Consider the following 24382-nt stretch of genomic DNA (forward strand, 5'->3'; position numbering starts at 1 on the left):
ATAAGGCATGGCCTCGCTAAAAGACCTCCGCAACCGCATCGCCTCGGTCAAGGCGACGCAGAAAATCACCAAGGCGATGCAGATGGTCGCCGCGGCGAAGCTGCGTCGCGCCCAGGAAGCTGCGGAAGCCGCGCGTCCCTACTCGCAGCGCATGGGTGCGGTTCTCGCGAACATCGCCCAGGCTGTCGGCGGCGGTGGCGATGCTCCGGCGCTGATGACCGGCACCGGCAAGGACGACGTGCACTTGCTCGTCGTCTGCACCGCCGAGCGCGGCCTGTGCGGCGGCTTCAACAGCCAGATTTCGCGTTTGGCTCGCGACCATGTCCGCAAGCTCCAGGGCCAGGGCAAGACGGTCAAGATCATCACCGTCGGCAAGAAGGGCTACGATGTCCTGCGTCGCGATTTCGCCTCGCTGATCATCGATCGCGTCGAACTGCGCGACGCCAAGCAGGTTGGCTTCGTCCATGCCGACATGATCGCCAAGAAGGTGATCACCCTGTTCAACCAGGGCGGCTTCGACGTCTGCACGCTGTTCTACTCCGAGTTCAAGTCGGTGATCAGCCAGGTTCCGACGGCGCAGCAGGTCATCCCTGCCGCAGCTCCTTCGGCCAGCGCCGATGCCGCGACCAGCGGCGGTGCGGTCTACGAATACGAGCCGGAGCCGGGCGAAATCCTCGGCGATCTCATTCCGCGCAACATCTCGGTGCAGATCTTCCGGGCGCTGCTGGAAAACGCCGCTGGCGAGATGGGTGCCAAGATGAGCGCGATGGACAACGCCACGCGCAACGCAGGCGACATGATCAACAAGCTGACGATCACGTACAACCGCCAGCGTCAGGCCCAGATCACCAAGGAACTGATCGAGATTATTTCGGGCGCCGAAGCGCTCTAGCCACGTGATGGCTCGCCGCAAGGCGGGTCCGCGTGAAACAACGAACGGACACAGAGGTTAGAACGATGGCTAAAGCAGCTACTCCGAAAGCCGCTCCGGCGGCGGAAAAGGCCCCGGCAGCAAAGAAGGCGGCGCCTGCCAAGGCAGCCGCTGCCAAGGTCGAAAAGTCGGCGGTCGTCGCCACGGGCGCTGGCCGCGTTTCGCAGGTCATCGGCGCCGTCGTCGACGTGCAGTTCGACGGTGAGCTGCCGCCGATCCTGAACGCGCTCGAGACGATGAACGGCGGCAACCGCCTCATCCTCGAAGTGGCGCAGCACCTCGGCGAAAACACCGTTCGCTGCATCGCCATGGACATTTCGGAAGGCCTCGTTCGTGGCCAGGCCGTCCGTGACACCGGTTCGCCGATCATGGTTCCGGTTGGCGACGAGACGCTCGGCCGCATCATGAACGTCATCGGCGAGCCGGTCGACGAAGCCGGCCCGGTCAAGACCAAGTCGAAGCGCGCCATCCACCAGGAAGCGCCAGCTTACGTCGACCAGTCGACCGAAGCGCAGATCCTCGTCACCGGCATCAAGGTCGTCGACCTGCTGGCTCCATACGCCCGCGGCGGCAAGATCGGCCTGTTCGGTGGTGCTGGCGTCGGCAAGACCGTTCTGATCCAGGAACTGATCAACAACGTCGCCAAGGCGCACGGTGGTTACTCGGTGTTCGCCGGCGTCGGCGAGCGCACCCGCGAAGGCAACGATCTCTATCACGAAATGATCGAGTCGGGCGTCAACAAGGACCCGCATGAGAACAACGGTTCGACCGAAGGTTCCAAGTGCGCCCTGGTGTTCGGCCAGATGAACGAGCCGCCAGGTGCGCGCGCCCGCGTCGCCCTCTCGGGCCTGACCATCGCCGAGCATTTCCGCGACCAGGGCCAGGACGTGCTGTTCTTCGTCGACAATATCTTCCGCTTCACCCAGGCGGGTTCGGAAGTGTCGGCTCTGCTCGGCCGTATTCCTTCGGCCGTGGGCTATCAGCCGACGCTGTCGACCGACATGGGCCAGATGCAGGAACGCATCACCACCACTAACAAGGGTTCGATCACCTCGGTTCAGGCAATTTACGTGCCCGCCGACGACTTGACCGATCCGGCACCGGCAACCTCGTTCGCGCATCTTGACGCGACGACGGTTCTCAACCGCGCCATCTCGGAAAAGGGTATCTACCCGGCCGTGGATCCGCTCGACTCGACCTCGCGCATGCTTGATCCGCTGATCGTCGGCGAAGAGCACTACTCGGTCGCACGTCGCGTCCAGGAAATCCTTCAGCGCTACAAGTCGCTGCAGGACATCATCGCCATCCTGGGCATGGACGAGCTGTCGGAAGAGGACAAGATCACGGTCGCCCGCGCCCGTAAGATCGAACGCTTCCTGTCGCAGCCGTTCTTCGTCGCCGAAGTGTTCACCGGTTCGCCCGGCCAGTTGGTTCCGCTCGAAGACACCATCAAGAGCTTCAAGGGCCTGGTCGACGGCGAGTACGATCACCTGCCGGAAGCTGCCTTCTACATGGTCGGCGGCATCGACATGGCGATCGAGAAGGCCCAGCGCCTGGCTGCGGAAGCGGCATAATCATGAAAGCCGCAGCGCGGGCCTCTCGGTCCGCGCTGTTGCACCGATGACTGCCCGCTTGCGGGCAGGTCTGCTCGGAACTCCGTCCAAGCATTTGTGAGACACCATGGCTGAAGCATTCAAATTCGAACTGGTCTCGCCCGAGCGTCTGCTCGTTTCGGAGCAGGTCGAGTCCGTCGTCATTCCCGGCGCGGAAGGCGAAATGACTGTCATGGCCAACCATGCACCCGTCATGACCACGATCAAGCCGGGCGTCGTGACGGTGAAGGCCGTCGGCGGCAAGGAAGAGCGCTACGTCGTGTTCGGCGGCTTCGCCGACATCGTTCCGGCCGGCTGCACGCTGCTCGCCGAATCGGCGACGCCGGTGAAGGACATCGACCGCGCCGAACTACTGCGACGCATCCAGGAAGCGCGCGAGGACGTTTCCGACGCCAAGGAAGACCAGGCCCGTACCAAGGCGGAAGCCTATCTCAACCACCTGTCTACGCTGGAAGCCGCGATCTAAGGCTTTATTGCTCGGGTCTGCGCCCTGACGACAGAATTGCACAAGCCGTCGGTTCTACCGGCGGCTTTTTGCTTTTCGGATTTCTGGGTGCAGAGCCTTGGTCTAGGCTGTTGACGCGTAACTAGTTGCTCCACGCTCTGACTGCATCGGCCAGCGGCAGCAGGTCGCGAGGCCGAGGATGCGCTTCAGTCGGCGTGCCGGAAAATCGTGGTGCGGGCGCTGGCTGGGTGAGGCCGTCGATCTCGACGAAGCTCTGTCGGGCGACCAGATGCGGATGCTTCGCGGCCTCGTGAAGATCGAGCACTGGCGAAACGCAGGCGTCGGAGTGTTCGAGCAGCGCGAGCCATTCCGTACTTGGGCGTTTGATGATCAGCGCTGCTATCTTGTCTTTCAGTGCTGGCCAGTTGCGCGGGTCGGCACGTAAGGCATGGGCAGACTCGTCTAGCCCGACGGCTTGGCGGAACAGTTCGAAGAACTGCGGTTCGATCGGCCCGATGGCGATGTGCGTGCCGTCGGCGCATTCATAAGCGCCGTAATAGGGAGCGCCGCCGTCGAGCAGGTTGGCTTCGCGTTGCAGCTGCCATTGGCCTGCGGCGGCCAGATCATGGGCCATGGTCATCAGTTGGATGGTGCCGTCGCAAATGGCGGCGTCGACAATCTGCCCGGTGCCTGTGCGCTGCGCAGAAAGAAGGGCAGCGAGCATGCCGGAGACGAGGAACATCGCACCGCCGCCGAAATCGCCGACAAGGTTGAGCGGCGGCATGGGCTTGCCGGCTGACCCGATCGCCGCGAGCGCGCCCGTGATGGCAATGTAGTTGATGTCGTGGCCTGCGTAGGCTGCCAGCGGGCCGGTCTGTCCCCATCCTGTCATCCGGCCGTAGACGAGGCGCGGGTTGCGTTCCAGCAGGACGTCAGGGCCCAACCCCAGCCGTTCCATGACGCCGGGCCGGAACCCCTCGATAAGGGCATCGGCAGAGTCACAAAGCTTGCGGACCATCTCGGCCTGCTCGGAATCCTTGAGATCGGCCTCGACAGTCGGCCGCCCGCGTCCCGAAATTGGATCTGGAATTGTCGGTGTGGCATCCGGGCGCGCGATGCGGGCTACGTCCGCTCCCATGTCGGCGAACTGCATGGCGGCGAAAGGCGCAGGTCCGAGACCGACGAATTCGACGATGCGAAGCCCGGCAAGCGGGCCGGTGGCCGGTTTGGTCATGTTCCGCACTCCCTGTGGCGGAGACTAGAGGTTTGCGGAGGAGCTTGTGAAGCGGTCGCCTGAGATGGCAAGCGGCAAATCCGGCCTAGGATTGGGACTGTGCAGCTTTCCACTCGGCGTAAAGATGCTGGCTGTCCGGCGGGCGCACCGGGCGATACGCCACCTTCATGGATTGTTCGTGCGCAGGTCGCGCGAGCTCGGCATAGACCGCCGCCGTGGACAGGCCGTAGGGCTCGCCGTCGTCGTTCGAATAGGCGTATGCGACTTCGGTTATGCCTGCCATCCGCATAGCGCCCATGCACATCGGGCAGGGATGGCCGCTCGCATAGACTGCGCAACCGTCGAGCCGCGGAGAGGCTAGGACCTGGCTTGCTGCGCGGATGGCCGACATCTCGGCATGGGCAGTTGGATCGTTGAATGACAGAACTTCGTTGACGCCGCTGGCGACGACTTCTCCGTCTCTGACCACCACCGCGCCGAAGGGACGGCCGCCCCTCGCGATGTTCTCGCGTGCCAGCTCGATTGCCTGGCAAAGGAAATCACTCGCCTTGTCCAATTCGGCCTCCTTCATCGCGCGCCGGCGGCAACCAGGACCTTCTCGATCTCGGTGAAGCCGTGCTTGCGTGCGTTCTGCAGCGGCGTCACGCCGTCGCCGTCGGCAAGGTTGATGTCAGCGCCGGCGTCGACGAGCAGCTTGACGATGGCGACGTGGCGAGGGCCGCCATCGCCGAGCACGATCGCCTCCAGCAGTGCCGTCCAGTTGAGCTTGTTGACGTGGTCGACATCGACACCGGCCTCGATCAGCGTGCGCACGGTCTCGACATGGCCGCGTTCGGCGGCCGGGATCAGCGCTGTACCGCCATAGCGATTGATGCTCTTGAGGTCGGCGCCGTGGGAGAGCGTCATCTTCAGGATCTCGAGATGTCCGCGCGCGCCGGCATAGAGATACGGGCTGTCGTTGATGGCATCCTTGGCGTTGACGTCTGCACCGGCATCGATCAGCACCTTGGCGGCTCCGATCTGATTGGCATGGGTAGCGAGCAGCAGCGCGGTGCGGCCATTGTCGTCGCGCGCGTCGATGCTGGCGCCCTTTGCGAGCAGGTCGCGGACAGCAGTCGCGTCACCCTTGCTCGCGCTCGCATGCAATTCACGTTCGAGCATGTTTTCTCCTGCAGTGGCTGGCGCAATCCATGCCATGGCGGCGAATGCCAGGACAGAGGCGATCTTGAGCAATAGGCGATTCATGTTCGTACTCTTTCGACAGGTATGGATGGGCCGAGCTGGATAGTAGGCTCCGCTCCGCAAGCTTTACCTTCTGAAACCAAATCTGTTCGTGATTGTGGCAGATCACGTTGGTGTCTTGTTTGTGCATGCCATACGGTCTATTGCGGATTGTCAGCTGGGACGGGGGTCAAAGGCAACGACATCAGGAATCCACCGTGAAGGGAATCATACTTGCGGGCGGTAGTGGCACGCGACTCTACCCAGCAACACTTGCAGTATCGAAGCAGATACTGCCGATATATGATAAGCCGATGATCTATTACCCGCTTGGCGTTCTCATGCTGGCGGGTATTCAGGACATTCTTATCATCTCGACCCCGCGCGACCTGCCTCAGTTCCAGCAGCTGCTTGGCGACGGTTCGGCGTTTGGCGTGTCGTTCTCCTACGCTGTCCAGCCGTCCCCCAATGGTTTGGCCGAGGCGTTCGTCATAGGTCGCGAGTTCATCGGCACCAGCCCGGTGGCGCTCATCCTTGGCGACAACATTTTCTACGGCGATGGTCTGTCGGAGCGTTGCCGGGCAGCCGTCGCGCGCCCGAGAGGCGCCTCGGTCTTTGCCTATCATGTCGAGGATCCGCAGCGCTACGGCGTCGTGACATTCGACCGGGAGACACAGCGCGCCCTGTCGATCGAGGAGAAACCTGCGGACCCACGCTCGAACTGGGCGGTGACCGGCCTCTATTTCTACGATAATTCGGTGGTCGACATAGCCTCGTCGATCAAGCCGTCGGCGCGTGGCGAGTTGGAGATCACCGACGTCAACCGAACCTACCTCGAGCGCGATACGTTGCATGTCGTGCGTTTGGGCAGGGGATACGCCTGGCTCGACACCGGCACGCATGACAGTCTCCACGAGGCGTCGTCCTTCGTGCGTACCATCGAGCATCGCCAGGGCATCAAGATCATGTGCCCGGAAGAGATTGGCTTCGAACTCGGCTGGGTCAGTGAAGAGGATGTGCTGCGCCGCGCCGCCGAGCTCGGCAAGACCGACTATGCCCGCTATCTCGAACGTCGCGTCAGGGAAATCGGCCATGGTTGAAGTAAGCAAGCTCGGCCTGGACGGCGTTTGCGAAATACGCTTGCCCAGGTTCGAGGACGCGCGCGGTTTCTTTTCCGAGACCTGGAATGCCGGGAAGCTGGCCGAGGCAGGCATCGCCGTCGATTTCGTGCAGGACAACCACTCGCTGTCGCGCGAGCGCGGGGTGTTGCGCGGGCTGCATTTCCAGAAGCCGCCCTTCGCGCAGGACAAGCTCGTGCGCGTGCTGCGCGGGTCGATCTACGACGTCGCCGTCGACATTCGCGTGGGCTCGCCGACCTTCGGCAAGTGGGTGGGGCTGACGGTTTCCGCAAAAGAGTGGAATCAGATACTGGTGCCCAAGGGCTTCGCGCATGGCTTTGTCACGCTCGAGCCCGACACCGAAGTTGCCTACAAGGTGTCGGCACCCTATTCGCAGCCGCATGACCGCTCGATCCGCTTCGATGACCCCGACATCGCGATCGACTGGCCTGTGGCCGCACAAGACCCGATCCTGTCGGACAAGGATGCTGCCGCCCCCTTGCTGGCTGAAGTCGAAACCGGATTCGTCTACCCGTGAAAAACGTTCCTCAAACTGTGCTGGTCACCGGCGGTGCCGGTTTCATCGGCTCGGCCGTGTGCCGACATCTCGTGGCAACCGGCAAATACCGTGTCGTCAACCTGGACAAGCTGACCTATGCGGGCAACCTGACGTCGCTGCGGGATCTCGACGGCAATCCGAACTATGTCTTCCGGAAAGCCGATATCTGCGACACGGACAAGGTGCGCCGGATTCTCGCGGACGAGGCCGTCGATCTCGTCATGCACCTCGCTGCGGAAAGCCATGTCGACCGTTCGATCGACGGGCCGATGGCCTTTGTCACCACCAATGTGGTCGGCACCGCAAGCCTGCTGCAGGCAGTGCTCGACCATTGGCGTAGTCTTGGCGAGGAGGCGCGCAAGCGCTTCCGTTTCCATCACGTCTCCACCGACGAGGTGTTCGGCGACCTGCCTTTCGATTCCGGCGTCTTCACCGAGGAATCGCCCTACAAGCCCTCGTCGCCCTACTCAGCGTCGAAGGCGGCGTCCGACCATTTCGTGCGCGCCTGGCATGAGACCTATGGACTGCCGGTGGTGCTCTCCAATTGCTCGAACAACTACGGGCCCTACCATTTCCCGGAAAAGCTGATCCCGCTGGTCATTGCCAACGCTCTGGATGAACAACCGCTGCCGGTCTACGGCAAGGGCGCCAACATCCGCGACTGGCTGTTCGTCGAGGATCATGCCAGGGCACTCGAAGCGGTCATGACCAGGGGCCGGATCGGCGAGAGCTACAACATTGGTGGGCGCGCCGAGCGTACCAATCTCGAAGTTGTCGAAACCATCTGTGCCCTGCTCGACGCGCGCAGGCCGCGGGCCAGCGGCCGCTCGCATCTCGACCTCATCACCTATGTCACCGACCGGCCCGGTCATGACCGGCGCTATGCGATCGACCCGACCAAGAGCGAGCAGGAACTGGGCTGGACGCCGCTGGAGACGTTCGAGACCGGCCTCGCACGGACCGTCGACTGGTACCTCGCCAATGGCTGGTGGTGGCGTCCGATCCGCGAGCAGCGCTTCGACGGAACCCGCCAGGGACTGGTCGCTGCCAAGTGAAGATCCTGGTTACCGGAACATCCGGCCAATTGGCGCGCTCGCTTGCCGAGCGCGCTGAGGGCAGAGCGGATATCGTCCTTGTCGGTCGGCCTGACTTCGACCTTGAAAACCCCGCGACCTTTGCCCCGGTCCTGAGATCGGTCGCGCCTGACATGGTCATCAATGCCGCCGCGCATACCGGCGTCGACCTGCAGGAAGACGAACCCGAGCGCGCTTTTCGGATCAACGCCGAGGCGCCGGCGGAACTGGCGCGGCTGACCAGGCTCGCGGGCATTCCGATCGTCCAGGTGTCGACTGACTACGTGTTCGATGGCAGGGTCGCGCAGCCTTACATCGAGACTGATGTACCAAACCCGCAGACGGTTTATGGCTGCAGCAAGCTGGCGGGCGAGGAAGCCGTACGCGCGGGCAATCCGGACCATCTGGTGGTGCGCACTGCCTGGGTCGTCAGCCGCCATGGCCGCAACTTCGTCAAGACGATGCTGTCGCTCGCGGCGACACGCGACCGGCTGCAGGTCGTGGAAGACCAGTTCGGCAATCCGACGGAGGCCCATGATCTCGCCGACGGTTTGCTGGCGGCGGCCGCCTCGTGGCGCAAGCAAGGGGGCTTTCCGCAAGGTCTCTACCATCTCGCCGGCCAGGGTCGCGCAAGCTGGTATGAGCTGGCCGCCCATGTCTTCGCGGTCAGCGCTTCGCTCGGCGGACCATCTGCCCTTGTCGAACCGGTCGGCAGCGAGCACTGGCCGGCAAAGGCCGCGCGGCCGGCGAACTCGCAGCTGAGCTCGGACGCCTTTGCTCGCGATTTCACCTACCGCGCCGGTGAGTGGCGGGGGCGGGTCGCGGCCCTTGTCGCGGAGCTGGTCGGGTCGACAAACAGCTGAGCCTGACCCCAGAGCGCCTGTCGTAACGAATGCCAGTTGCCTGTCACCAGAAGGTTTCCCGTTTTGGTTGATCACCCGATTGCTACAGCGGAAAGAAGCTGTGATTGTATATGTGTTGTCCGGACGCCCGTTTCGCTGCATAGATGCGAAACGAGGAAAAGCTCATTGCTTTGCGCAGGAGTCGACATTTACGTTAAGTCAAGTTGATGCGGACGACTTTATGAAACCGGAAGTGGATCTGATCGTCGTTACCCACAACAGCGGCTCGGTCTTGCCAGTTTTTTTGGCGACTGTTCCGGGTTGTGCAAGCGTTGTTGTTGTCGACAATGCCAGTGTGGACGACTCCGTGACGCTTGCCGAGGCTGCCGGGGCAAAGGTCATCGAGATCGAGGAAAATGTCGGCTATGGCAGCGCCTGCAATGTCGGCGCGGCCGCCGGCAATGCGCCATTTCTGCTGCTTGCCAATCCCGACCTTCGCTTCGAGGCGGGTGCGATAGAGGCGCTTGTGGCTGCCGCCGCTGCTCACCCAGACGCCGCCTTCAATCCGCGCTTCTATTCCGGTCCGCGCCGACGCTTCAGGCGCTGGTCGCGGCTGCTGCCGGCGTCCGACTTTTGGCATGGGGCGCCGCCCAACCACGATTGCGTCATACCGGTCCTGCACGGAGCCTGCATCTTCATCAGGCGCGAGCATTTCGAGCGGGTCGGCGGGTTCGACCAGAACATCTTCCTGTTCCACGAGGATGACGATCTCAGCGTGCGGCTGCGGCAGGCAGGCGTCGAGTTGCGGCTTGCCGCAGGTGCTGCCGTCGATCACGCTGAAGGACGTTCCAGCGCGCGGTCGATCGAGTCGGGCCGCATCAAGGGCGAAGCGATGGGCCGATCGCTGGTCTATGTCATGAACAAGCACCAGATGCCGCTCGACGTGCCGGCCGAACGCTTCCGCACATGGCTGAAGTTGCTGTGGCCACATGTGCTGTTTTCCAGTGCGCGCCGCTCAAAGCTTCTGGGTTTTGCAAACGGACTGAATGGCGGCCCAATGAACAGTTTCGGCAAGCGCCGGTGAACGCGCTGTCAGGCGCCCCATGGCGTGAAAGGCCATCTTTCTTGCGCAGAGTCTGGGGAAAGTTGCGGCGGATCGCACAGCCGTCCCGCTGGCCGGCGAAGGCACAGCCTGCCGACCGGCTTCACGATGCGCATATCCGCAATCTCCTCGGCCATTATCCGGCCGGTGATTATAAGCCGATTGCAAGCCACAAGCCGCCCTCGACCGATGTCCGGCTTGTGGCGTACTACCTGCCGCAGTTCCATCCGACGGCGGAGAACGACGAGTGGTGGGGCAGCGGCTTCACCGAATGGCGCAACGTGGCGCGCGCGTTCCCGGTCTTTGAGGGCCATTACCAGCCGCGCCTGCCCGGCGAACTGGGCTACTACGACCTGCGCTTGCCTGAGGTGATGCGCCGGCAGGTCGAATTGGCCAAGCTCTATGGCATCTCTGCCTTCTGCTTCCATTTCTACTGGTTCGGCGGAAGGCGCCTGCTGGAAGGTCCGCTGGATCATTACCTCGCAACCGCCGATCTCGATCTGCCGTTCTCCCTTTGCTGGGCAAACGAAACCTGGTCGCGACGCTGGTCTGGCCGCGAGCAGGACGTGCTCCTGGCGCAACGGCATTCGGCGGAGGACGACATCGCGGTCATCCACGGCCTCGACAAATACTTCCGCGATCCCCGCTATCTCAAGATAGACGGCAAGCCGGTTTTCACCGTCTATCGTGCGAGCCTCTTCCCGGACATGAAGGCCACCATCGCACGCTGGCGCGCGGAGATGACCAAGCTGGGATATCCCGGAATCTATCTGATCGCGACGAACGCCTTCGACTTCAGCGCGCATCAGGACCATGGCTTCGACGCACTGTCCGAGTTTCCGCCGCACAACATCCGCACACCGAACATCGAAAGCAGCCTGGTCGTCTCCCGCTTCCGCGACAGCGGGCGCATCCGAAGCTACGCCGACGTGGTGGCAGCGGAAAAGGTGAAGTCGGTCGAGGCAGGTGTCGTCCATCCCGGCGTGATGCCGTCATGGGACAACAGTGCGCGTCGTCCGACGTCCGCCCAGATTTACCACGGTTCGACGCCTGATTTGTTCGAGCAGTGGCTCGGAGACGCGATGAAGCGCGCGCAAGCCAATCCCACGACCGAGCGCCTTGTCTTCATCAATGCCTGGAACGAGTGGGGCGAGGGGGCGTATCTCGAACCCGACCTGAGATATGGCTACGCCTATCTCGAGGCCTGCGCGGAGGCCCTTCGAAACCACCAACGACTGCCGGAAGACCGCACGACCTGACGGCCGGCTCCTGGCACAGAAGACTGCGCCGCTCTGGTACCGAGCTTTGCCATGTTCCCGGCCGGCAAAGCGCCTTATGGATTGTCCGATGACGCACAATTCGACAGACAGTTCCGAACCATCGCCGCGCCGGCGGCTGCGTGACCTGGGTATCGCGCCGGGTGTTTTCACCCCCGGCCCGCTCAATGCCATCACCGACGTCGCCGGCGTGCGGGTCGGGCATGCAAGCGTTGTCGAGGGTGCGACTATCCGCACCGGGGCGACCGCGATCCTGGCGCATGGCGGCAACATTTTTCGCGACAAGGTGCCGGCGGCAATCGCCGTGTTCAACGGCTATGGCAAGTTCGCCGGCTCGACCCAGATCGAAGAGCTGGGCGAGATCGAAACGCCTGTCGTGCTGACCAACACGCTGGCGACCGGCCGCGCCATCGAGGCGATCCACGCCCACACGCTGGCTCAGCCCGGCAACAGTCGCGTTGTGTCGATCAATGCCGTTGTCGGCGAGACCAACGATTCCCGCCTGAACGACATCCGTGCCGGCCGTCCAGACGTGTCGGAAATCAGGGCGGCGATTGCCACCGCCACGGATGGACCGGTGGTCGAAGGTGCTGTCGGCGCGGGTTCCGGTACAGTCGCCTTCGGCTTGAAGGGTGGTATCGGCACAAGCTCGAGGCTCGTGCCCTTCAAGGGCGGCGAGACCTTCACGGTCGGGGTGCTGGTGCAGTCGAACTATGGCGGGCGTCTACTGATCGATGGCGCGACCTGGAATGTCAGCCCGGCCGCGGAAGACAAGGATGGCTCGATCGTCATCGTTGTGGCGACGGATGCTCCCTTGTGCGAGCGCAATCTGAAGCGCCTGGGACAGCGCGCTTTCGGCGGGCTTGCCAAGACGGGGGCGGCGCTGAGCAACGGCTCGGGCGACTACGCTCTGGTGTTCTCGACCAATGAAAGCGTGCGGCGTACGCCTCAACGGCGTGCTGGCATCGTCATGACACCGACGCTGCCCAACGAACTGGTGTCGCCGCTGTTTGAGGCGGTGATAGAGGCGACGGAAGAAGCGATCCTCAATTCGCTCTGTATGGCGCACACGGTTGAGGGCTACGATGCCGGCAGCGGCAAGCCGTCTCGCGTCGAGGCAATTTCCCTGGAAGCGCTGAGTCTGTACAAGGCGCGCTGACATCTCACTTGCATTGGAGGGTATCTATATGGCCGGTGGACAAGACCGCATCGTCTGGCTGAATGGCAGCTACCTGCCGGCCGCTGAGGCCAAACTGTCGATCTTCGATCGCGGCTTCCTGTTTGCCGATGGCATCTACGAGGTGACAGCGGTTATCGACGGCAAGCTTGTTGACAGCGACCTGCACATGGCGCGGCTGGAGCGTTCGGCCCGTGAGCTTGGCCTGCACCTGCCCATCACCACGGCAGCGATCGAGGAGATCGAGCATGGCCTGATCGAGCGCAACGGCCTGCAGGAAGGGCTTGTCTACCTGCAGCTGACACGAGGTGCCGAGGAGCGGAACTTCCTGTTCGGCGAGGAACTGGAGCCGACGCTCCTGCTGTTGACGCAGCCGAAGGTGCTCGTCGATGTTGCTGCCGCGAGGACCGGCATCGCCGTCAAGACGCTGACTGACCTGCGCTGGGCACGGCGCGACATCAAGAGCGTCTCCCTGCTGCCACAGGTGTTGGCCAAGCGCGAGGCCAAGGCGGAAGGTTGCGACGAGGCTTGGATGGTCGAGGACGGTCATGTCACCGAGGGTGCGTCCTCGACCGCCTACATCATAACTCATGACGGCAAGATCGTCTCGCCCGCCAACAGCCAGCGCACGCTGCCCGGCTGTACGCGGCAGGCGCTTGTCCAGTTGGCCGAGGAGAGCGGCCTGACGCTCGAGCAACGCCGCTTTACCGTCGAGGAAGCCCAGGCTGCCGCCGAGGCTTTCATCACCAGCGCCTCGACCTTCGTCATGCCGGTGACCCGTATCGACGGCAAGCCGGTCGGCGACGGCAAGCCGGGGCCGGTCGTCAAGCGGCTGCGCGAGATCTATGTCGACCATGCCCGCAAGAGCGCGCGCTGACAGGCAAGGGCTCTGATCCATCCGGCCCCGCCGTTAGGCGGGCCGGCAAATGCCGTCACAGCTGCTGAAAATACACGGCCATCTTCAGGTGCCGGTATTCGTCCACGGTCGGCATCTCGTGCATGATGACGGTCAGAACTGCACCGCAAGGTCCGCCTTGAAACCATGTTCCTGTGCGTCGGAGGCCAATTGGCCGTGGTAGGAAAGGCCGATGCTTGCAGCCGGAGAGATGTCGAAGTCGAGCCCTGCTTCGGCGATGGCGCTGTCCCTGGCGATCGGTGCGCCCGCGACGGAGAAGGCGCTGGATCCGCCAAAGGCATGGACTGACAAAGGCGTCGTGTTGCCGAAAGCGTGCCGCCAGCCAAGCATGCCGCGCGCCGTGGCTTCCATGCCTGCCAGCGTAAATACGGTCGAAGCGCGCAGCCCGACGGTGGTGAAGGTGACGTCTGTCGAGTCGCCTGCAACGGTAAGAGCCGCGGCGCCGCCCTGTTCGGCAAAGCCATCCGTGTGGAGGTTGACGTAGGTGAGATTGGCGAAGGGTTCGAAGGAACCCTGGCCAGCCTCTATGCCATAGCCCAATTCGCCGAAGGCTTGTGTCGTGCCGGCGCGATAACTGTGCTTCAGCGTGTCGGAGAAGCCGGGGAAGCTGACCGTCCGGCTGCCGTCGATCTCGCTCAAGCTGTAGGCAAGACCGCCTCTGAAGGCGACGGCACCCCATTTGGTGCCGCCATAGATGCCGAGATGGTAATTGTCGCTGCTGCCTTGAGCGGCACGCGCGTCGGCGTCGAAGCTCAGATGGCTGTAGCCGGCAGTCAGGCCGACGCGCCAGTCGCCGACAAGGACGTCAGCTCCCGCAAGAGCACCAGCGCTCGAACTGTCGAGCCCGGTGGCGTTGCCGTCGCCGCCGGTCGATCCCCAGGCGCCGAAGCCCTGGCTCCAGAAGACCGGTCCGGAATGTGCGGGCAGTGCCGCGGGTGACGCTCCAGGGCCGTAGGCAAGTATTGGCGCCGCTGCGGTCCCTGCGGTTTCAAAGGCAGCGCGCAGACGGTCATTGAGAGCATCGCGGACAAAACGGCTGTCTTCGATCAGCGAGGTCTTGGCACTGGCATGGAGTTCGCCCGATAGTTGGTCGAAAGCCGCCCGCGCGGCGTCCTTGCTTGTCGAAACCACGACCGCCTTCCACACCGCACTTGTCGTGGGCAGCGTCTCGATTGCTGCACCCGTGGCGATCTGGTTGCGTGTCACGCCGATGCTGGCGAAGGCAATACGGTCAAGCTTGAGCGTCACGTCATTGCCGTCGCCGCCGTTGTAGTCGACCGTCGGGTCAAGGAAGATCAGGTCGCTGGTCACCTGGCCGAACACACCGGTTATGGCGCCCGCACCTTGCTTGTCGATGAGCGTGAACGGGCCGTTGCTGATGTCCCAGTTGGCCATAGCCGCTGGCGACAGCAGCAAGTTGAGCGTGGCGCCAGATATGTCGACGCTGCCGGCGACGACCAGCTTGTCGGCACTCGTCGGCGTGGCCTCGATCTCCAGGGTGCCGTGGTTGACGTAGTTGCCGGCAACGGTCTGGGTGCCGATCGATTTGCCGGGCGCATGCGTCGCACCCGAACCGATTGTGACGGTCGACCCGGCACTGCCGAGCGTGCCGATGCCGCCAAGGATGCCCCGGCCCGAGACCGTCACGCCGCCCGAGCCGGCCAGCGAACCGTCGACCTGCAAAATGCCCTGGGTTACGGTGGTAACGCCGGTGTAGGTGTTATCGCCGGCCATGATGAGCTTGCCGGAGCCCTGCTTGGTCAGCGATCCGGCTCCGGAAATATCGGCGCTGATTGTCGTGGTGTCGGTGAAATCCGCGACGATCCGGCCGTGGTTGGCGATTTCTGGGGCGATGATGGTGCCAGCAAGCTGCCCAGTGCCGATATTGATGACAGACGTATCGCCGACAGAGATCATCCAGGACACATCGACGATGCCACCATCGGCGACTGTGAGCGTTGACGTTGGGTCGCCGCAGAAGCAATCGATGCCAATGGCGAGCTCGTCAGCGACATTAAGCCTGGAGCCAGTGCCCGTAACGGTGATGCTGGAACCTGGAACGCCTGGGCTCGGACTGAGATCGTAGTAGAGCGAACCGTCAAGATTGACCGTACCGCCGGCGGAAATGACGAGCGCGGCGTTCCCACCGTTCCATCTGTTGCCGAGAAACATGTGTTGGTCGACATTCCAGGTCGATCCTGGTCCGGACACTGTCACCGTGGCCAAGGCACCGCCGTGGCCTTCGATGATCGCGCCGGCCCGGCTGTTCATGACAGCACCAGCCTTGATCGTCAGGGACGCTTCGGAGGTGCCGCCAATATCGGTATAGCTGTCGTTGTTGACAGTGGAATTCTCTCCAGAGACTTCCATGGCCGACTTGATCGACAAAGTTCCCATCGGATCGAGCAGGTTCAATGTCCCGCCATTGGTGACGCGCAGCAAGCCGCTTGCCACCTCGTTTGTGGCCATTGCCGCGCCCGACGACGTGCCCAAGGTGAGCGAGCCGCCATCGATCGCCAGGGTCGGGCCCGAATTGCCCTCGAGCTTGAGGCTGCCCTCGAGGGCGCTGGTTCCCGTCAACGATAGTTTTCCCGAGCCGATCATCGACAGCGAGCCGGTCCCGGAAATTGTGCCGGAAAAGACCGTCGAGGCGTTGTTGGCGCCGATCGCCAGGGTCGAGTTGGCACCGCCGATCTTGAGGTTCCCGGCGCCTGCCAGCGATCCGACGGTGGCAATATGCCAATCAGGTGCTGCGAGTTCGAGCGTCGCGCCGCTGTCGATCGTGTAATCGGAACGTTCGGAAAGCGCCGTGTCCCTGGTGGCGATGAGCTTGCCTTCCATAACGCGCGTCGCACCGGAATAGGTGTTGGTGCCCGAGAGCGTGAGGTCACCGGCGCCGGACTTGATGATTGCGCCGCCACCGCTGATGGTGCTGCCCAGGGCGATGTTGCTGGCCTGAGCGAAGGTCAGCGTACCGGTGTCCACGACGATGCCGCCGGTGAGGCCGGATGTGGCGCCGCCGAAGGTCAGCGTGTTGGTGCCGCCTGTAAACTGGATCGCTGCCGCCCGAGTGATGCCATTACCCGCAAGCCCGCCCGCGATCGTGCCAAAATTTGTGATGTTGAGATTGGAACCAACAATGCCAGCGCCGCCAGCGCCGGCAGCGCCATCGTTGCTGCCAAAGTTGGAGCCGGCGCCGCCATTGCCGCCTTGTACGGTGCCAACGACAATGATCGTGTTGGTGCTGCTGCCATTGGTGAAGGCCAAACCGACACCACCCGAACCGCCCGAGCCGCCTTGTTGGGTTCCGTTGCCATCGCCGCCGGCGCCACCGCTACCAGCCGTAACGTTGCCCGAGACGAGCCCGCCGGTCCCGGTAACGACCGCTCCGTACCCGCCTGCACCGCCGCCACCACCGCCGAGTCCAGCGCTGCCGGCCGCGCCGGCGGAGCCGGTGGCCGAAACAACTGGCAATGTTATACCGACATGGCCGTGGACACCGCCCACACCACCCGCGCCGCCGCCTCCGGCCCCACCATTTCCTCCAGTGCCGCTTGTCTCACCGGCGCCGCCGCCGCCACCACCGGAAGAGCCGCTGCCGTTGCCGCCAGCACCGCCAGCGCCGGTTGGGCTGTCGACACCGCCGGAACCACCCGAAGTGGGCTGGCCGACCTCGCCTCCGCCACTCCCGCCGCCGGCATGGGCAGCACCTGAAAGCAGTATCATTGCGGTACCCGCGATAGCCAGCATGCGGCCAGCCAGTGCGGTCGTGGAGAGCAGGCCACGCCTCGAAACGTTCTGAATCATGATTAAGAACAGAGCCCCAGCGCCATTAGCGTGTCTTGTAAATTACCGCTCGCAGGTAAGACAATTTATAGCAACAGGATTCCAACAAAAAGAAAGTGAAATGTAGTTATACGAAAACGACTACGGGGCATTTATATTAGTTGTTGCTGAATATATGGGGATGCTCGCCCATGGGGCGTATTGGCGAGCGCACATGGCCATTCTTGCAAGCGCCAGCGAAGATCATCGGCCCATCGCGACAGGTCTGGCAGATCTTGGCCGCCATTGCCGACATATTGAGCTCCACGGGAACCATGAACTTGAGAGGCGGCAACCGGAGCGACGCCCAGATTGTTCGCGTTCTGGAAAGAGCGAGCAAAAGAAGGGTTGGATGGTTAGCTCTCGCTGACGGGGCGTTGCTGGCGAGGGTGGGGCGTCCGAAGGCGCGGCAGATCAGGGGCTATGGCTGGTCCCAGAATTTCTGCCTAACCAAAGTCCCTGCAAAAGCAGGTTCAGTGGTCGGCTTGGATTTCTGGCTTGTCAGGCGACGATGGCGGAGAGGGAGGGATTCGAACCCCCGATGGGCTTGCACCCATGCCGCATTTCGAGTGCGGTGCATTCGACCACTCTGCCACCTCTCCGCGGTCGTGATCGGCCGTTGCCGGCGCGGCGCAGTAGATAACGGCTCATGGCCTGTCGCACAAGGCCAAATGTGACCGTGTTAGCGTATCTTTTTCATTGAGCCGATTTAGGCAGGCGGACGCTGCGTCAATCCGATGGAAAACCGGCTTCGATGGGCTGAATCAAGGGCGTGTGGCTGTCCAGGCGTTGCCACAGCGGTTGTCCGCTTTGGCTGAAGCCTGTACCCAAGCTTGGGTCCCCGCAAGGCTCGCGTCAGCACCGGGCGCGTGGCTGGCCGCAAAAGCGCAGCTTTGCCAAGGTGTTCGCCTTGACTTCATGGCAACCTTCGGTTACGGGACCCCTGCAATCGGCGTGGAGGGTTCTCTGCGCCGTTTGTCATGAACCCGTAACGACTGACAAAAAGACGGCCGAACCGCGCAGGTGGTTCAAAAAGGCCGACCGAACAGCGAAAGGCATAAAATGTTCGCAGTCATCAAAACGGGCGGTAAGCAGTATCGCGTTGCCGCCAATGATGTGATCAAGGTTGAGAAGCTCGTCGGCGCCGCCGGCGACACCGTGGAATTCGTTGAAGTGCTCGCCGTTGGCGAAGGTGAAAACGCCGAGATCGGCGCGCCCTTCGTTGCTGGCGCAGTGGTGACGGCGGAAGTGGTCGAGCACGGCCGCAACAAGACCGTCATCGCCTTCAAGAAGCGTCGTCGCCAGAATTCGCGTCGCGCCCGCGGTCACCGCCAGCACCACACCACTGTCCGGATTTCCGAGATCCTGACCGGCGGTGCGAAGCCTTCGAAGAAGGCGGCAGTGAAGGCCGAAGCCGCAGCTGACGTAGCTGCAGAAAAGCCCGCGAAGAAGGCAGCGCCGAAAAAGGCTGCAGCCGTCGCGGAATCAGAGTAATCAGAGCGCTGAAGGAGAACATCCATGGCACATAAAAAAGCTGGCGGTTCGTCGCGCAACGGTCGCGATTCAGAGTCGAAGCGCCTTGGCGTCAAGAAGTTCGGTAGCGAATCCGTGATTCCGGGCAACATTATCGTTCGTCAACGCGGCACCACCTGGCATCCCGGCGTCAACGTCGGCATGGGCAAGGATCATACGCTTTTCGCGCTCGAAGCAGGCGCCGTGACCTTCAATAAAAAAGCCAATGGCCGAACCTACGTATCGGTGAACCCGATTCTCAAGGCCGCGGAGTAGCCGGTTCCGCACTACAACACCGGCGCCCCATCTCGGGAACCGGTGTCTGGCCAAGCCAGGAAAAGGATCAGGGGAGATGGGTTTCCATCTCCCCTTTTTCATTTTTTCCTGGAGGATTTTGACATGGTTGCTGAAAAGGACGACGTCGAAGACGAAAGATTGTCGATCGACTGCCCGATATTGCTGACCGAACGGCTGGTCTTGCGCCCGCCGCACGAGGACGACATCCCCGAGCTGGTGCAGCTGGCCGACAACCGCCACATCGCCGAGATGCTGTCGCGGATGCCTCACCCCTACGGTGAGGCCGAGGCGCGGGCCTTTCTGTCGATGGCGCGTGCGCGAAGCGGCGGGGTGGTCTATGCCATCACGATCGCCGACACCGGCGCCTTCGTCGGTTCGGCCGGCCTCAATGTCACCGACCGCGGGCTCGAGCTTGGCTACTGGATCGGCGAACCCTACTGGAAGTCGGGCTACGCCACCGAAGCTGCGCATGCGCTCGTCGATCTCGCCTTCCGCGCGACCGATGTCGCCGTGCTCAACGTCTCGTGCCGGGTCATCAACCCGGCCTCGCGGCGGGTGATCCACAAGTGCGGCTTCCAGTATGCCGGCCAGGGCATGCTGAACTCGATCGTCGCCGGCCAGGTTCCGGTTGAGCGCTACCGGCTCGACCGCAAGACCTGGGCGAGCCTCAGGTCGTGGGCGCGCTTCTAAGCCAGCTGCTTAGTTCAGCTCGACCCACACCGGCTGGTGGTCGGAGCCTGCCGCATCACTGTCGATGCGGACGGATTTGACCTTGGCGGCAAGGTTGGCCTGAACGAAGACGTAGTCGATGAGGCGGGTTTTTTCCGGGTGGGTCGTGTCGGTCCAGGAGACCGATCCATCCGGGACACCACCCGCCAGCGCGTACGCATCGACAGGGTGATGGGCGACGATCTGCGGACCTTCCACCGGGTCGGGCACGCCGGTCATGACAAGGTGTTCGGGCGAGCCTGGCACCATGTTGAAGTCGCCCATAAGTACGAATTCTTCGGGGCAGGGGAGCTCGGGGAAACCGTATTCGGCGGCGCCGGTGAGGACGCCGCCTTCCGCGGCAAAGGCGTAGACCCGTTCCTTGAGGTGGCGGATCTGGGCGATGCGCTCCTCCTGACTGATGTGGTCGGTATGTACGGAATAGACACGCAGCGGGCCCGACGGCGCCATGACGAGCGCTTCGAGCGCCGAGCGTTGCAGGTTGCCGCGGCTGAGGCGCCTTGTGCGCGGCAGAAGCAGGTTGCGCGACGCGACGATCGGCCAGCGCGACATGACCATGTTGCCGAACTGCAGCCGCTTGTTGGCCGGCTTGCCGTTCTCGAGCAGACCGAAGTCGATGTCCATGGCGACGCCAAAGATGTGGAAGTAGTCGGGCAGCAAGTTGGCAAGCCCGGCGACCATGTTGTCCATGTTGTTGCGCATGAAATTGCGGGTCACCTCCTGCAGGGCGATGATGTCGGCGCCCCCAACGGCGGCCGCAATACGCTCGAGGTCATAGCGGCCATCCCGGCCGATGCCGTACTGGGTGTTGTAGGTGACCAGCTTCACTGTCGAAATCTCCCCGTCATTCCAGGCGGTTTCCAATCCGCTCTCGCCCTTAGCCACGCCTTGCGTTATGGCAGGTTCGCTGAAACAACCAAATAGCAACAAGAAACGAACAGTCCGATGAAATTTCTCGACCAGGCCAAGGTATACATTCGCTCCGGCAACGGCGGTGCCGGCGCGGTGTCGTTCCGGCGCGAAAAATTCATCGAGTTCGGTGGACCCGACGGCGGCGACGGTGGCCGTGGTGGCGACGTCTGGCTCGAGGTCGTCGACGGCCTCAACACGCTGATCGACTATCGCTACCAGCAGCATTTCAAGGCGCAGACCGGCATTCACGGCATGGGTCGCAACATGACCGGTGCCAAAGGCTCCGACATCACGCTCAAGGTGCCAGTCGGCACGCAGGTTTATGAAGAAGACAACGAGACGCTGATCTGCGACCTGACCCAGGTCGGCCAGCGCTATCTGCTTGCCAAGGGCGGCAATGGCGGCTTCGGCAACCAGCATTTCAAGACTTCGACCAACCAGGCGCCGCGCCGCGCCAATCCCGGCCTCGAAGGCCAGGAGATGTGGGTCTGGCTCAGGCTCAAGCTGATCGCCGATGCCGGGCTTGTCGGCCTGCCCAATGCCGGCAAGTCGACATTCCTTGCCTCGGTGACTGCGGCCAAACCGAAGATCGCCGACTATCCTTTCACCACGCTGCATCCGGGTTTGGGTGTCGCGCGCATCGACGCGCGCGAATTCGTCATCGCCGACATTCCCGGCCTGATCGAAGGCGCGCATGAGGGCGTTGGCATCGGTGACCGTTTCCTCGGCCATGTTGAGCGTACGCGCGTGCTGCTGCATCTGGTGTCGGCGCAGGAAGAGAACCCGGGCAAAGCCTACAAGGTCGTGCGTGGCGAGCTCGAAGCTTATGGCCATGGGTTGACCGACAAGATCGAGATCGTGGCGCTGTCGCAGGTCGACACGCTCGACCCCGACACACGCAAGAAGAAGGTGGCGTCGCTGAAGCGCGCGGCCGGACGCGCGCCGATCCTGCTTTCGGCGGTTACCCGCGAGGGCGTCGAGGAGACGCTGCGCGCGCTGATGAGCGTCGTCGAGGAAGCGCGGCTGGCCAGCGGTGAAGTGGCGCCCTCCGACGCGCGCTGGACGAAGTAGGCTCCTGCCATGACGATCCCTTCGCTTCGGACCTACAAGCGCATCACCGTCAAGATCGGCTCGGCGCTGCTCGTCGACCGCTCGACCGGCCTCAAGCGCGAATGGCTGGCATCGATGGCTGATGACATCGCGACGCTTGCCGAAGGTGGCGCCGACGTGCTTGTCGTGTCGTCGGGCGCCATTGCGCTCGGCCGCACCATCCTCGGCCTCGGCAAGCGCGCGTTGAAGCTCGAGGAGAGCCAGGCTGCCGCTGCCGTCGGCCAGATCGCCTTGTCGGGCGCCTGGGCGGAGGAGCTCGGCCGCAAGGGGCTGAAGTCGGGCCAGATCCTTGTCACGCTCGGCGACACCGAGGAGCGCCGGCGCTATCTCAACGCACGCGCCACCATCTCGACGCTGCTCAAGATGAATGCCGTGCCGGTCATCAACGAAAACGACACGGTGGCGACGAGCGAAATCCGCTATGGCGACAATGATCGCCTCGCGGCGCGTGTGGCGACGATGATGGGCTCGGATTTGCTGGTGCTGTTGTCGGACATCGACGGGCTCTACACCGCCCCGCCAGCAAGCGACCCGAATGCCAAATTCATCCCGGTCGTCGACCGCATCACGCCGGATATCGAGGCGATGGCCGGGGGAGCCGCCTCCGAACTGTCGCGCGGCGGCATGCGGACGAAGATCGATGCCGGCAAGATCGCCACTGCGGCCGGTACGGCGATGATCATTACCGCCGGCACGCGCCTGTCGCCGCTGATGGCGATCGAACGCGGCGAACGCTCCACCTTGTTTCGGCCGAGCGGCAACCCGGTGAAGGGCTACAAGACCTGGATCGCCGGCCAGTTGGAGCCGGCGGGGCGGCTGACCGTCGATGCCGGTGCCGTGGGCGCGCTGCTTTCGGGCAAGTCGCTGCTGCCCGCCGGCGTGAAGCTAGTCAGCGGCAATTTTTCGCGCGGCGACACTGTGGCGATCCTGTCGCCCGAGGGGCGCGAGATCGCGCGCGGGCTGGTTGCCTATGACGCAGCGGATGCCGTAAGGATCGCTGGGCTGAAGACGGCGGAGATCGAGACCGTTCTAGGCTACGAGGCGCGTTCGGCGATGATCCATCGCGACGACCTCGTGGTCAGCCATACGGACAAGGTTGCGGTGCAAGCGGAAGGGTAGGACATGCTGAAGGCGCATGAGAAGTCCCACGAGGATACGGCGCGGCTGATGGCCGAGATCGGCCGCAAGGCTCGTGCCGCCGCCCGCCCACTCGCCGTTGCCAGCGCCGAACGCAAACATGCCGCCCTGATCGGCATGGCCGAGGCCATCCTGCGCCGCGAACACGAAATTCTCGACGCCAACGCCATCGACGTGAAGAACGGCGAGGAGGCTGGCCTCAGCGGTTCGTTCATGGACCGCCTCAAGCTGACGTCCAACCGCATCCGCGACATGGCCGACGGCATCCGGGCGATTGCCGACCTCAGAGATCCGGTCGGCGAAGTGATCGCCGAATGGGACCGTCCCAATGGCCTGCACATCGAGCGCGTGCGCACGCCGCTCGGCGTCATCGGCGTGATCTATGAAAGCCGTCCCAATGTGACGGCGGACGCTGGTGCGCTCTGCCTCAAGGCCGGTAATCCGGTGATCCTGCGTGGCGGCTCGGACTCGCTCAATTCGTCGCTGGCGATCCATTCCTGCCTCGTAGAGGGGCTGAAGTCGGCCAACCTGCCCGAGGATGCGATCCAGTTGGTACCTGTCGCCGACCGCGCCGCCGTCGGCGAGATGCTCAAGGGCTTGTCGGGCAATCTCGACGTCATCATCCCGCGCGGCGGCAAGAGCCTTGTCGAACGCGTCCAGACCGAGGCGCGGGTGCCGGTCTTCGCCCATCTCGAAGGCATCTGCCACCTCTACATCGACAAGTCGGCCAAGCTCGACATGGCGGTGGGCATCGCCGTCAATGCCAAGATGCGCCGCACGGGCATCTGCGGCGCGGCGGAGACGCTGCTGGTAGACCGTGCGGTAGCTGCGACCCATCTGGTGCCGGTGCTCGAAGCCCTGCGTGCTGCGGGCTGCGAGATCCATGCCGACGAGGACGTGCTCGCGGCCTTTGCCGACGCCAAGCCGGCGACCGACGCCGACTGGGTGACCGAGTATCTCGACGCCATCATTTCGGTGAAGCTCGTCGACGGGATCGCGGGCGCTATCGAACATATCGAGACGTTCTCGTCGCACCACACCGAGGCGATCGTCGCCGAGGATGCGACTGCCGTCGAACGCTTCTTCAACGAGATCGACTCGGCGATCCTGCTGCACAACGCCTCGACGCAGTTCGCCGACGGCGGTGAGTTCGGCATGGGCGCCGAAATCGGCATCGCCACCGGCAAGATGCATGCGCGCGGTCCGGTCGGCGTCGAACAGCTGACCTCGTTCAAATACCGCGTGCGCGGCAGCGGCCAGCTTCGGCCGTGAAGGAAAGCATCGGGCTGGTGTGACGGCTCAGGGGGCCTAAAGTTGCTGTTGCCGTCAGAGCCGCCAGTTCCTCAAAAGTA

At 63.3% G+C, this 24382-nt stretch carries 22 protein-coding genes and 1 tRNA gene; 17 read left to right on the forward strand and 6 right to left on the reverse strand.

Features of this window, described 5'->3' with window-relative positions; translation table 11 throughout:
* Positions 1-7 precede the first annotated feature (7 nt).
* The 3 genes from ACSQ3E_RS19325 to ACSQ3E_RS19335 all read left to right on the forward strand — a co-directional run bounded on the left by ACSQ3E_RS19325 (position 8) and on the right by ACSQ3E_RS19335 (position 3010).
* Positions 8-892 carry a F0F1 ATP synthase subunit gamma gene (locus ACSQ3E_RS19325; RefSeq protein WP_436123939.1) on the forward strand — a complete coding sequence of 295 codons (885 nt, stop codon included), beginning with the start codon at positions 8-10 and terminating at the stop codon, positions 890-892.
* A 65-nt stretch (positions 893-957) separates the two neighbouring features.
* Complete coding sequence (gene atpD / locus ACSQ3E_RS19330) at positions 958-2505, forward strand: F0F1 ATP synthase subunit beta (RefSeq protein WP_108606393.1); 1548 nt, start codon at positions 958-960, stop codon at positions 2503-2505.
* 106 nt (positions 2506-2611) lie between these two features.
* Positions 2612-3010 (forward strand): F0F1 ATP synthase subunit epsilon, encoded by a 399-nt coding sequence (locus tag ACSQ3E_RS19335; protein WP_436123940.1) that lies wholly within the window; start codon positions 2612-2614, stop codon positions 3008-3010.
* Between the two features lie 121 nt (positions 3011-3131).
* Here ACSQ3E_RS19335 and ACSQ3E_RS19340 read toward each other — a convergent pair whose 3' ends face one another.
* The 3 genes from ACSQ3E_RS19340 to ACSQ3E_RS19350 form a co-directional block, all read right to left on the reverse strand.
* Entirely contained in the window at positions 3132-4223 is a 1092-nt protein-coding gene (locus tag ACSQ3E_RS19340; protein ID WP_436123941.1) for a CaiB/BaiF CoA transferase family protein, read from the reverse strand.
* Positions 4224-4308: 85 nt separating this feature from the next.
* Positions 4309-4779, reverse strand: coding sequence for a nucleoside deaminase (locus ACSQ3E_RS19345; protein WP_436123942.1), 471 nt, complete (start codon positions 4777-4779; stop codon positions 4309-4311).
* An 11-nt stretch (positions 4780-4790) separates the two neighbouring features.
* Positions 4791-5384 (reverse strand): ankyrin repeat domain-containing protein, encoded by a 594-nt coding sequence (locus ACSQ3E_RS19350; RefSeq protein WP_436124150.1) that lies wholly within the window; start codon positions 5382-5384, stop codon positions 4791-4793.
* 278 nt (positions 5385-5662) lie between these two features.
* On the opposite strand from ACSQ3E_RS19350, the gene rfbA reads away from it, so the two are divergent.
* From rfbA to ACSQ3E_RS19390, 8 genes are all read left to right on the forward strand, one after another.
* Positions 5663-6544, forward strand: a complete 882-nt coding sequence (gene rfbA, locus ACSQ3E_RS19355) for a glucose-1-phosphate thymidylyltransferase RfbA (protein ID WP_436123943.1) — start codon at positions 5663-5665, stop codon at positions 6542-6544.
* Positions 6537-7100 carry a dTDP-4-dehydrorhamnose 3,5-epimerase gene (gene rfbC / locus ACSQ3E_RS19360; RefSeq protein WP_436123944.1) on the forward strand — a complete coding sequence of 188 codons (564 nt, stop codon included), beginning with the start codon at positions 6537-6539 and terminating at the stop codon, positions 7098-7100. The genes rfbA and rfbC overlap by 8 nt, the downstream gene beginning before the upstream one ends.
* Entirely contained in the window at positions 7097-8176 is a 1080-nt protein-coding gene (rfbB, locus tag ACSQ3E_RS19365; RefSeq protein WP_436123945.1) for a dTDP-glucose 4,6-dehydratase, read from the forward strand. The genes rfbC and rfbB overlap by 4 nt, the downstream gene beginning before the upstream one ends.
* Positions 8173-9057 (forward strand): dTDP-4-dehydrorhamnose reductase, encoded by an 885-nt coding sequence (rfbD, locus tag ACSQ3E_RS19370; protein ID WP_436123946.1) that lies wholly within the window; start codon positions 8173-8175, stop codon positions 9055-9057. Before rfbB ends, rfbD begins: the two co-directional genes overlap by 4 nt.
* Before the next feature lie 115 nt (positions 9058-9172).
* Entirely contained in the window at positions 9173-10120 is a 948-nt protein-coding gene (locus ACSQ3E_RS19375; protein WP_436123947.1) for a glycosyltransferase family 2 protein, read from the forward strand.
* Entirely contained in the window at positions 10117-11397 is a 1281-nt protein-coding gene (locus ACSQ3E_RS19380; protein WP_436123948.1) for a glycosyltransferase WbsX family protein, read from the forward strand. Before ACSQ3E_RS19375 ends, ACSQ3E_RS19380 begins: the two co-directional genes overlap by 4 nt.
* An 88-nt stretch (positions 11398-11485) precedes the next feature.
* Positions 11486-12574, forward strand: a complete 1089-nt coding sequence (locus ACSQ3E_RS19385) for a P1 family peptidase (protein WP_436123949.1) — start codon at positions 11486-11488, stop codon at positions 12572-12574.
* A 28-nt stretch (positions 12575-12602) separates the two neighbouring features.
* Positions 12603-13469, forward strand: a complete 867-nt coding sequence (locus ACSQ3E_RS19390) for a D-amino-acid transaminase (protein ID WP_436123950.1) — start codon at positions 12603-12605, stop codon at positions 13467-13469.
* A 132-nt stretch (positions 13470-13601) separates the two neighbouring features.
* Here ACSQ3E_RS19390 and ACSQ3E_RS19395 read toward each other — a convergent pair whose 3' ends face one another.
* Together ACSQ3E_RS19395 and ACSQ3E_RS19400 are read right to left on the reverse strand one after the other, a co-directional pair.
* Complete coding sequence (locus ACSQ3E_RS19395; protein WP_436123951.1) at positions 13602-17258, reverse strand: autotransporter domain-containing protein; 3657 nt, start codon at positions 17256-17258, stop codon at positions 13602-13604.
* 587 nt (positions 17259-17845) lie between these two features.
* Positions 17846-17935: transfer RNA gene (locus tag ACSQ3E_RS19400), tRNA-Ser, on the reverse strand.
* Positions 17936-18395: 460 nt separating this feature from the next.
* Between ACSQ3E_RS19400 and rplU the strand changes: the two genes are divergently transcribed.
* The 3 genes from rplU to ACSQ3E_RS19415 all read left to right on the forward strand — a co-directional run bounded on the left by rplU (position 18396) and on the right by ACSQ3E_RS19415 (position 19832).
* Positions 18396-18827, forward strand: coding sequence for a 50S ribosomal protein L21 (gene rplU, locus ACSQ3E_RS19405; RefSeq protein ID WP_115730352.1), 432 nt, complete (start codon positions 18396-18398; stop codon positions 18825-18827).
* Between the two features lie 24 nt (positions 18828-18851).
* Entirely contained in the window at positions 18852-19121 is a 270-nt protein-coding gene (gene rpmA, locus ACSQ3E_RS19410) for a 50S ribosomal protein L27 (protein WP_055974797.1), read from the forward strand.
* 123 nt (positions 19122-19244) lie between these two features.
* Positions 19245-19832, forward strand: a complete 588-nt coding sequence (locus ACSQ3E_RS19415) for a GNAT family N-acetyltransferase (protein WP_310320715.1) — start codon at positions 19245-19247, stop codon at positions 19830-19832.
* Positions 19833-19841: 9 nt separating this feature from the next.
* Here ACSQ3E_RS19415 and ACSQ3E_RS19420 read toward each other — a convergent pair whose 3' ends face one another.
* Positions 19842-20699 carry an endonuclease/exonuclease/phosphatase family protein gene (locus tag ACSQ3E_RS19420; RefSeq protein ID WP_436123952.1) on the reverse strand — a complete coding sequence of 286 codons (858 nt, stop codon included), beginning with the start codon at positions 20697-20699 and terminating at the stop codon, positions 19842-19844.
* 117 nt (positions 20700-20816) lie between these two features.
* Between ACSQ3E_RS19420 and obgE the strand changes: the two genes are divergently transcribed.
* From obgE to ACSQ3E_RS19435, 3 genes are read left to right on the forward strand one after another with little or no spacing between them, the layout of a single operon-like run.
* A complete protein-coding gene (obgE, locus tag ACSQ3E_RS19425; protein ID WP_436123953.1) occupies positions 20817-21854 on the forward strand; it encodes a GTPase ObgE in 1038 nt (345 codons plus the stop codon).
* 15 nt (positions 21855-21869) lie between these two features.
* Positions 21870-23012, forward strand: coding sequence for a glutamate 5-kinase (proB, locus tag ACSQ3E_RS19430; RefSeq protein ID WP_310321732.1), 1143 nt, complete (start codon positions 21870-21872; stop codon positions 23010-23012).
* 3 nt (positions 23013-23015) lie between these two features.
* On the forward strand, positions 23016-24302 hold the full coding sequence (locus tag ACSQ3E_RS19435; protein ID WP_436123954.1) for a glutamate-5-semialdehyde dehydrogenase: 1287 nt from the start codon (positions 23016-23018) through the stop codon (positions 24300-24302).
* The last annotated feature ends 80 nt before the right edge of the window (positions 24303-24382 follow it).

The organism is Aminobacter sp. LjRoot7, assembly GCF_964252895.1.
GTDB classification, from domain to species: Bacteria; Pseudomonadota; Alphaproteobacteria; order Rhizobiales; family Rhizobiaceae; genus Aminobacter; species Aminobacter aminovorans_B.

What these genes read in the sequence shown, in the direction of transcription:
- ACSQ3E_RS19325 (WP_436123939.1), top strand. Translation starts at nt 8, where the DNA reads ATGGCCTCGCTAAAAGACCTCCGCAACCGCATCGCCTCGGTCAAGGCG.
- atpD (WP_108606393.1), top strand. Translation starts at nt 958, where the DNA reads ATGGCTAAAGCAGCTACTCCGAAAGCCGCTCCGGCGGCGGAAAAGGCC.
- ACSQ3E_RS19335 (WP_436123940.1), top strand. Translation starts at nt 2,612, where the DNA reads ATGGCTGAAGCATTCAAATTCGAACTGGTCTCGCCCGAGCGTCTGCTC.
- ACSQ3E_RS19340 (WP_436123941.1), bottom strand. Translation starts at nt 4,223, where the DNA reads ATGACCAAACCGGCCACCGGCCCGCTTGCCGGGCTTCGCATCGTCGAA.
- ACSQ3E_RS19350 (WP_436124150.1), bottom strand. Translation starts at nt 5,384, where the DNA reads ATGCTCGAACGTGAATTGCATGCGAGCGCGAGCAAGGGTGACGCGACT.
- rfbC (WP_436123944.1), top strand. Translation starts at nt 6,537, where the DNA reads ATGGTTGAAGTAAGCAAGCTCGGCCTGGACGGCGTTTGCGAAATACGC.
- ACSQ3E_RS19385 (WP_436123949.1), top strand. Translation starts at nt 11,486, where the DNA reads ATGACGCACAATTCGACAGACAGTTCCGAACCATCGCCGCGCCGGCGG.
- ACSQ3E_RS19390 (WP_436123950.1), top strand. Translation starts at nt 12,603, where the DNA reads ATGGCCGGTGGACAAGACCGCATCGTCTGGCTGAATGGCAGCTACCTG.
- ACSQ3E_RS19395 (WP_436123951.1), bottom strand. Translation starts at nt 17,258, where the DNA reads ATGCTGGCTATCGCGGGTACCGCAATGATACTGCTTTCAGGTGCTGCC.
- rplU (WP_115730352.1), top strand. Translation starts at nt 18,396, where the DNA reads ATGTTCGCAGTCATCAAAACGGGCGGTAAGCAGTATCGCGTTGCCGCC.
- rpmA (WP_055974797.1), top strand. Translation starts at nt 18,852, where the DNA reads ATGGCACATAAAAAAGCTGGCGGTTCGTCGCGCAACGGTCGCGATTCA.
- ACSQ3E_RS19415 (WP_310320715.1), top strand. Translation starts at nt 19,245, where the DNA reads ATGGTTGCTGAAAAGGACGACGTCGAAGACGAAAGATTGTCGATCGAC.
- obgE (WP_436123953.1), top strand. Translation starts at nt 20,817, where the DNA reads ATGAAATTTCTCGACCAGGCCAAGGTATACATTCGCTCCGGCAACGGC.
- ACSQ3E_RS19435 (WP_436123954.1), top strand. Translation starts at nt 23,016, where the DNA reads ATGCTGAAGGCGCATGAGAAGTCCCACGAGGATACGGCGCGGCTGATG.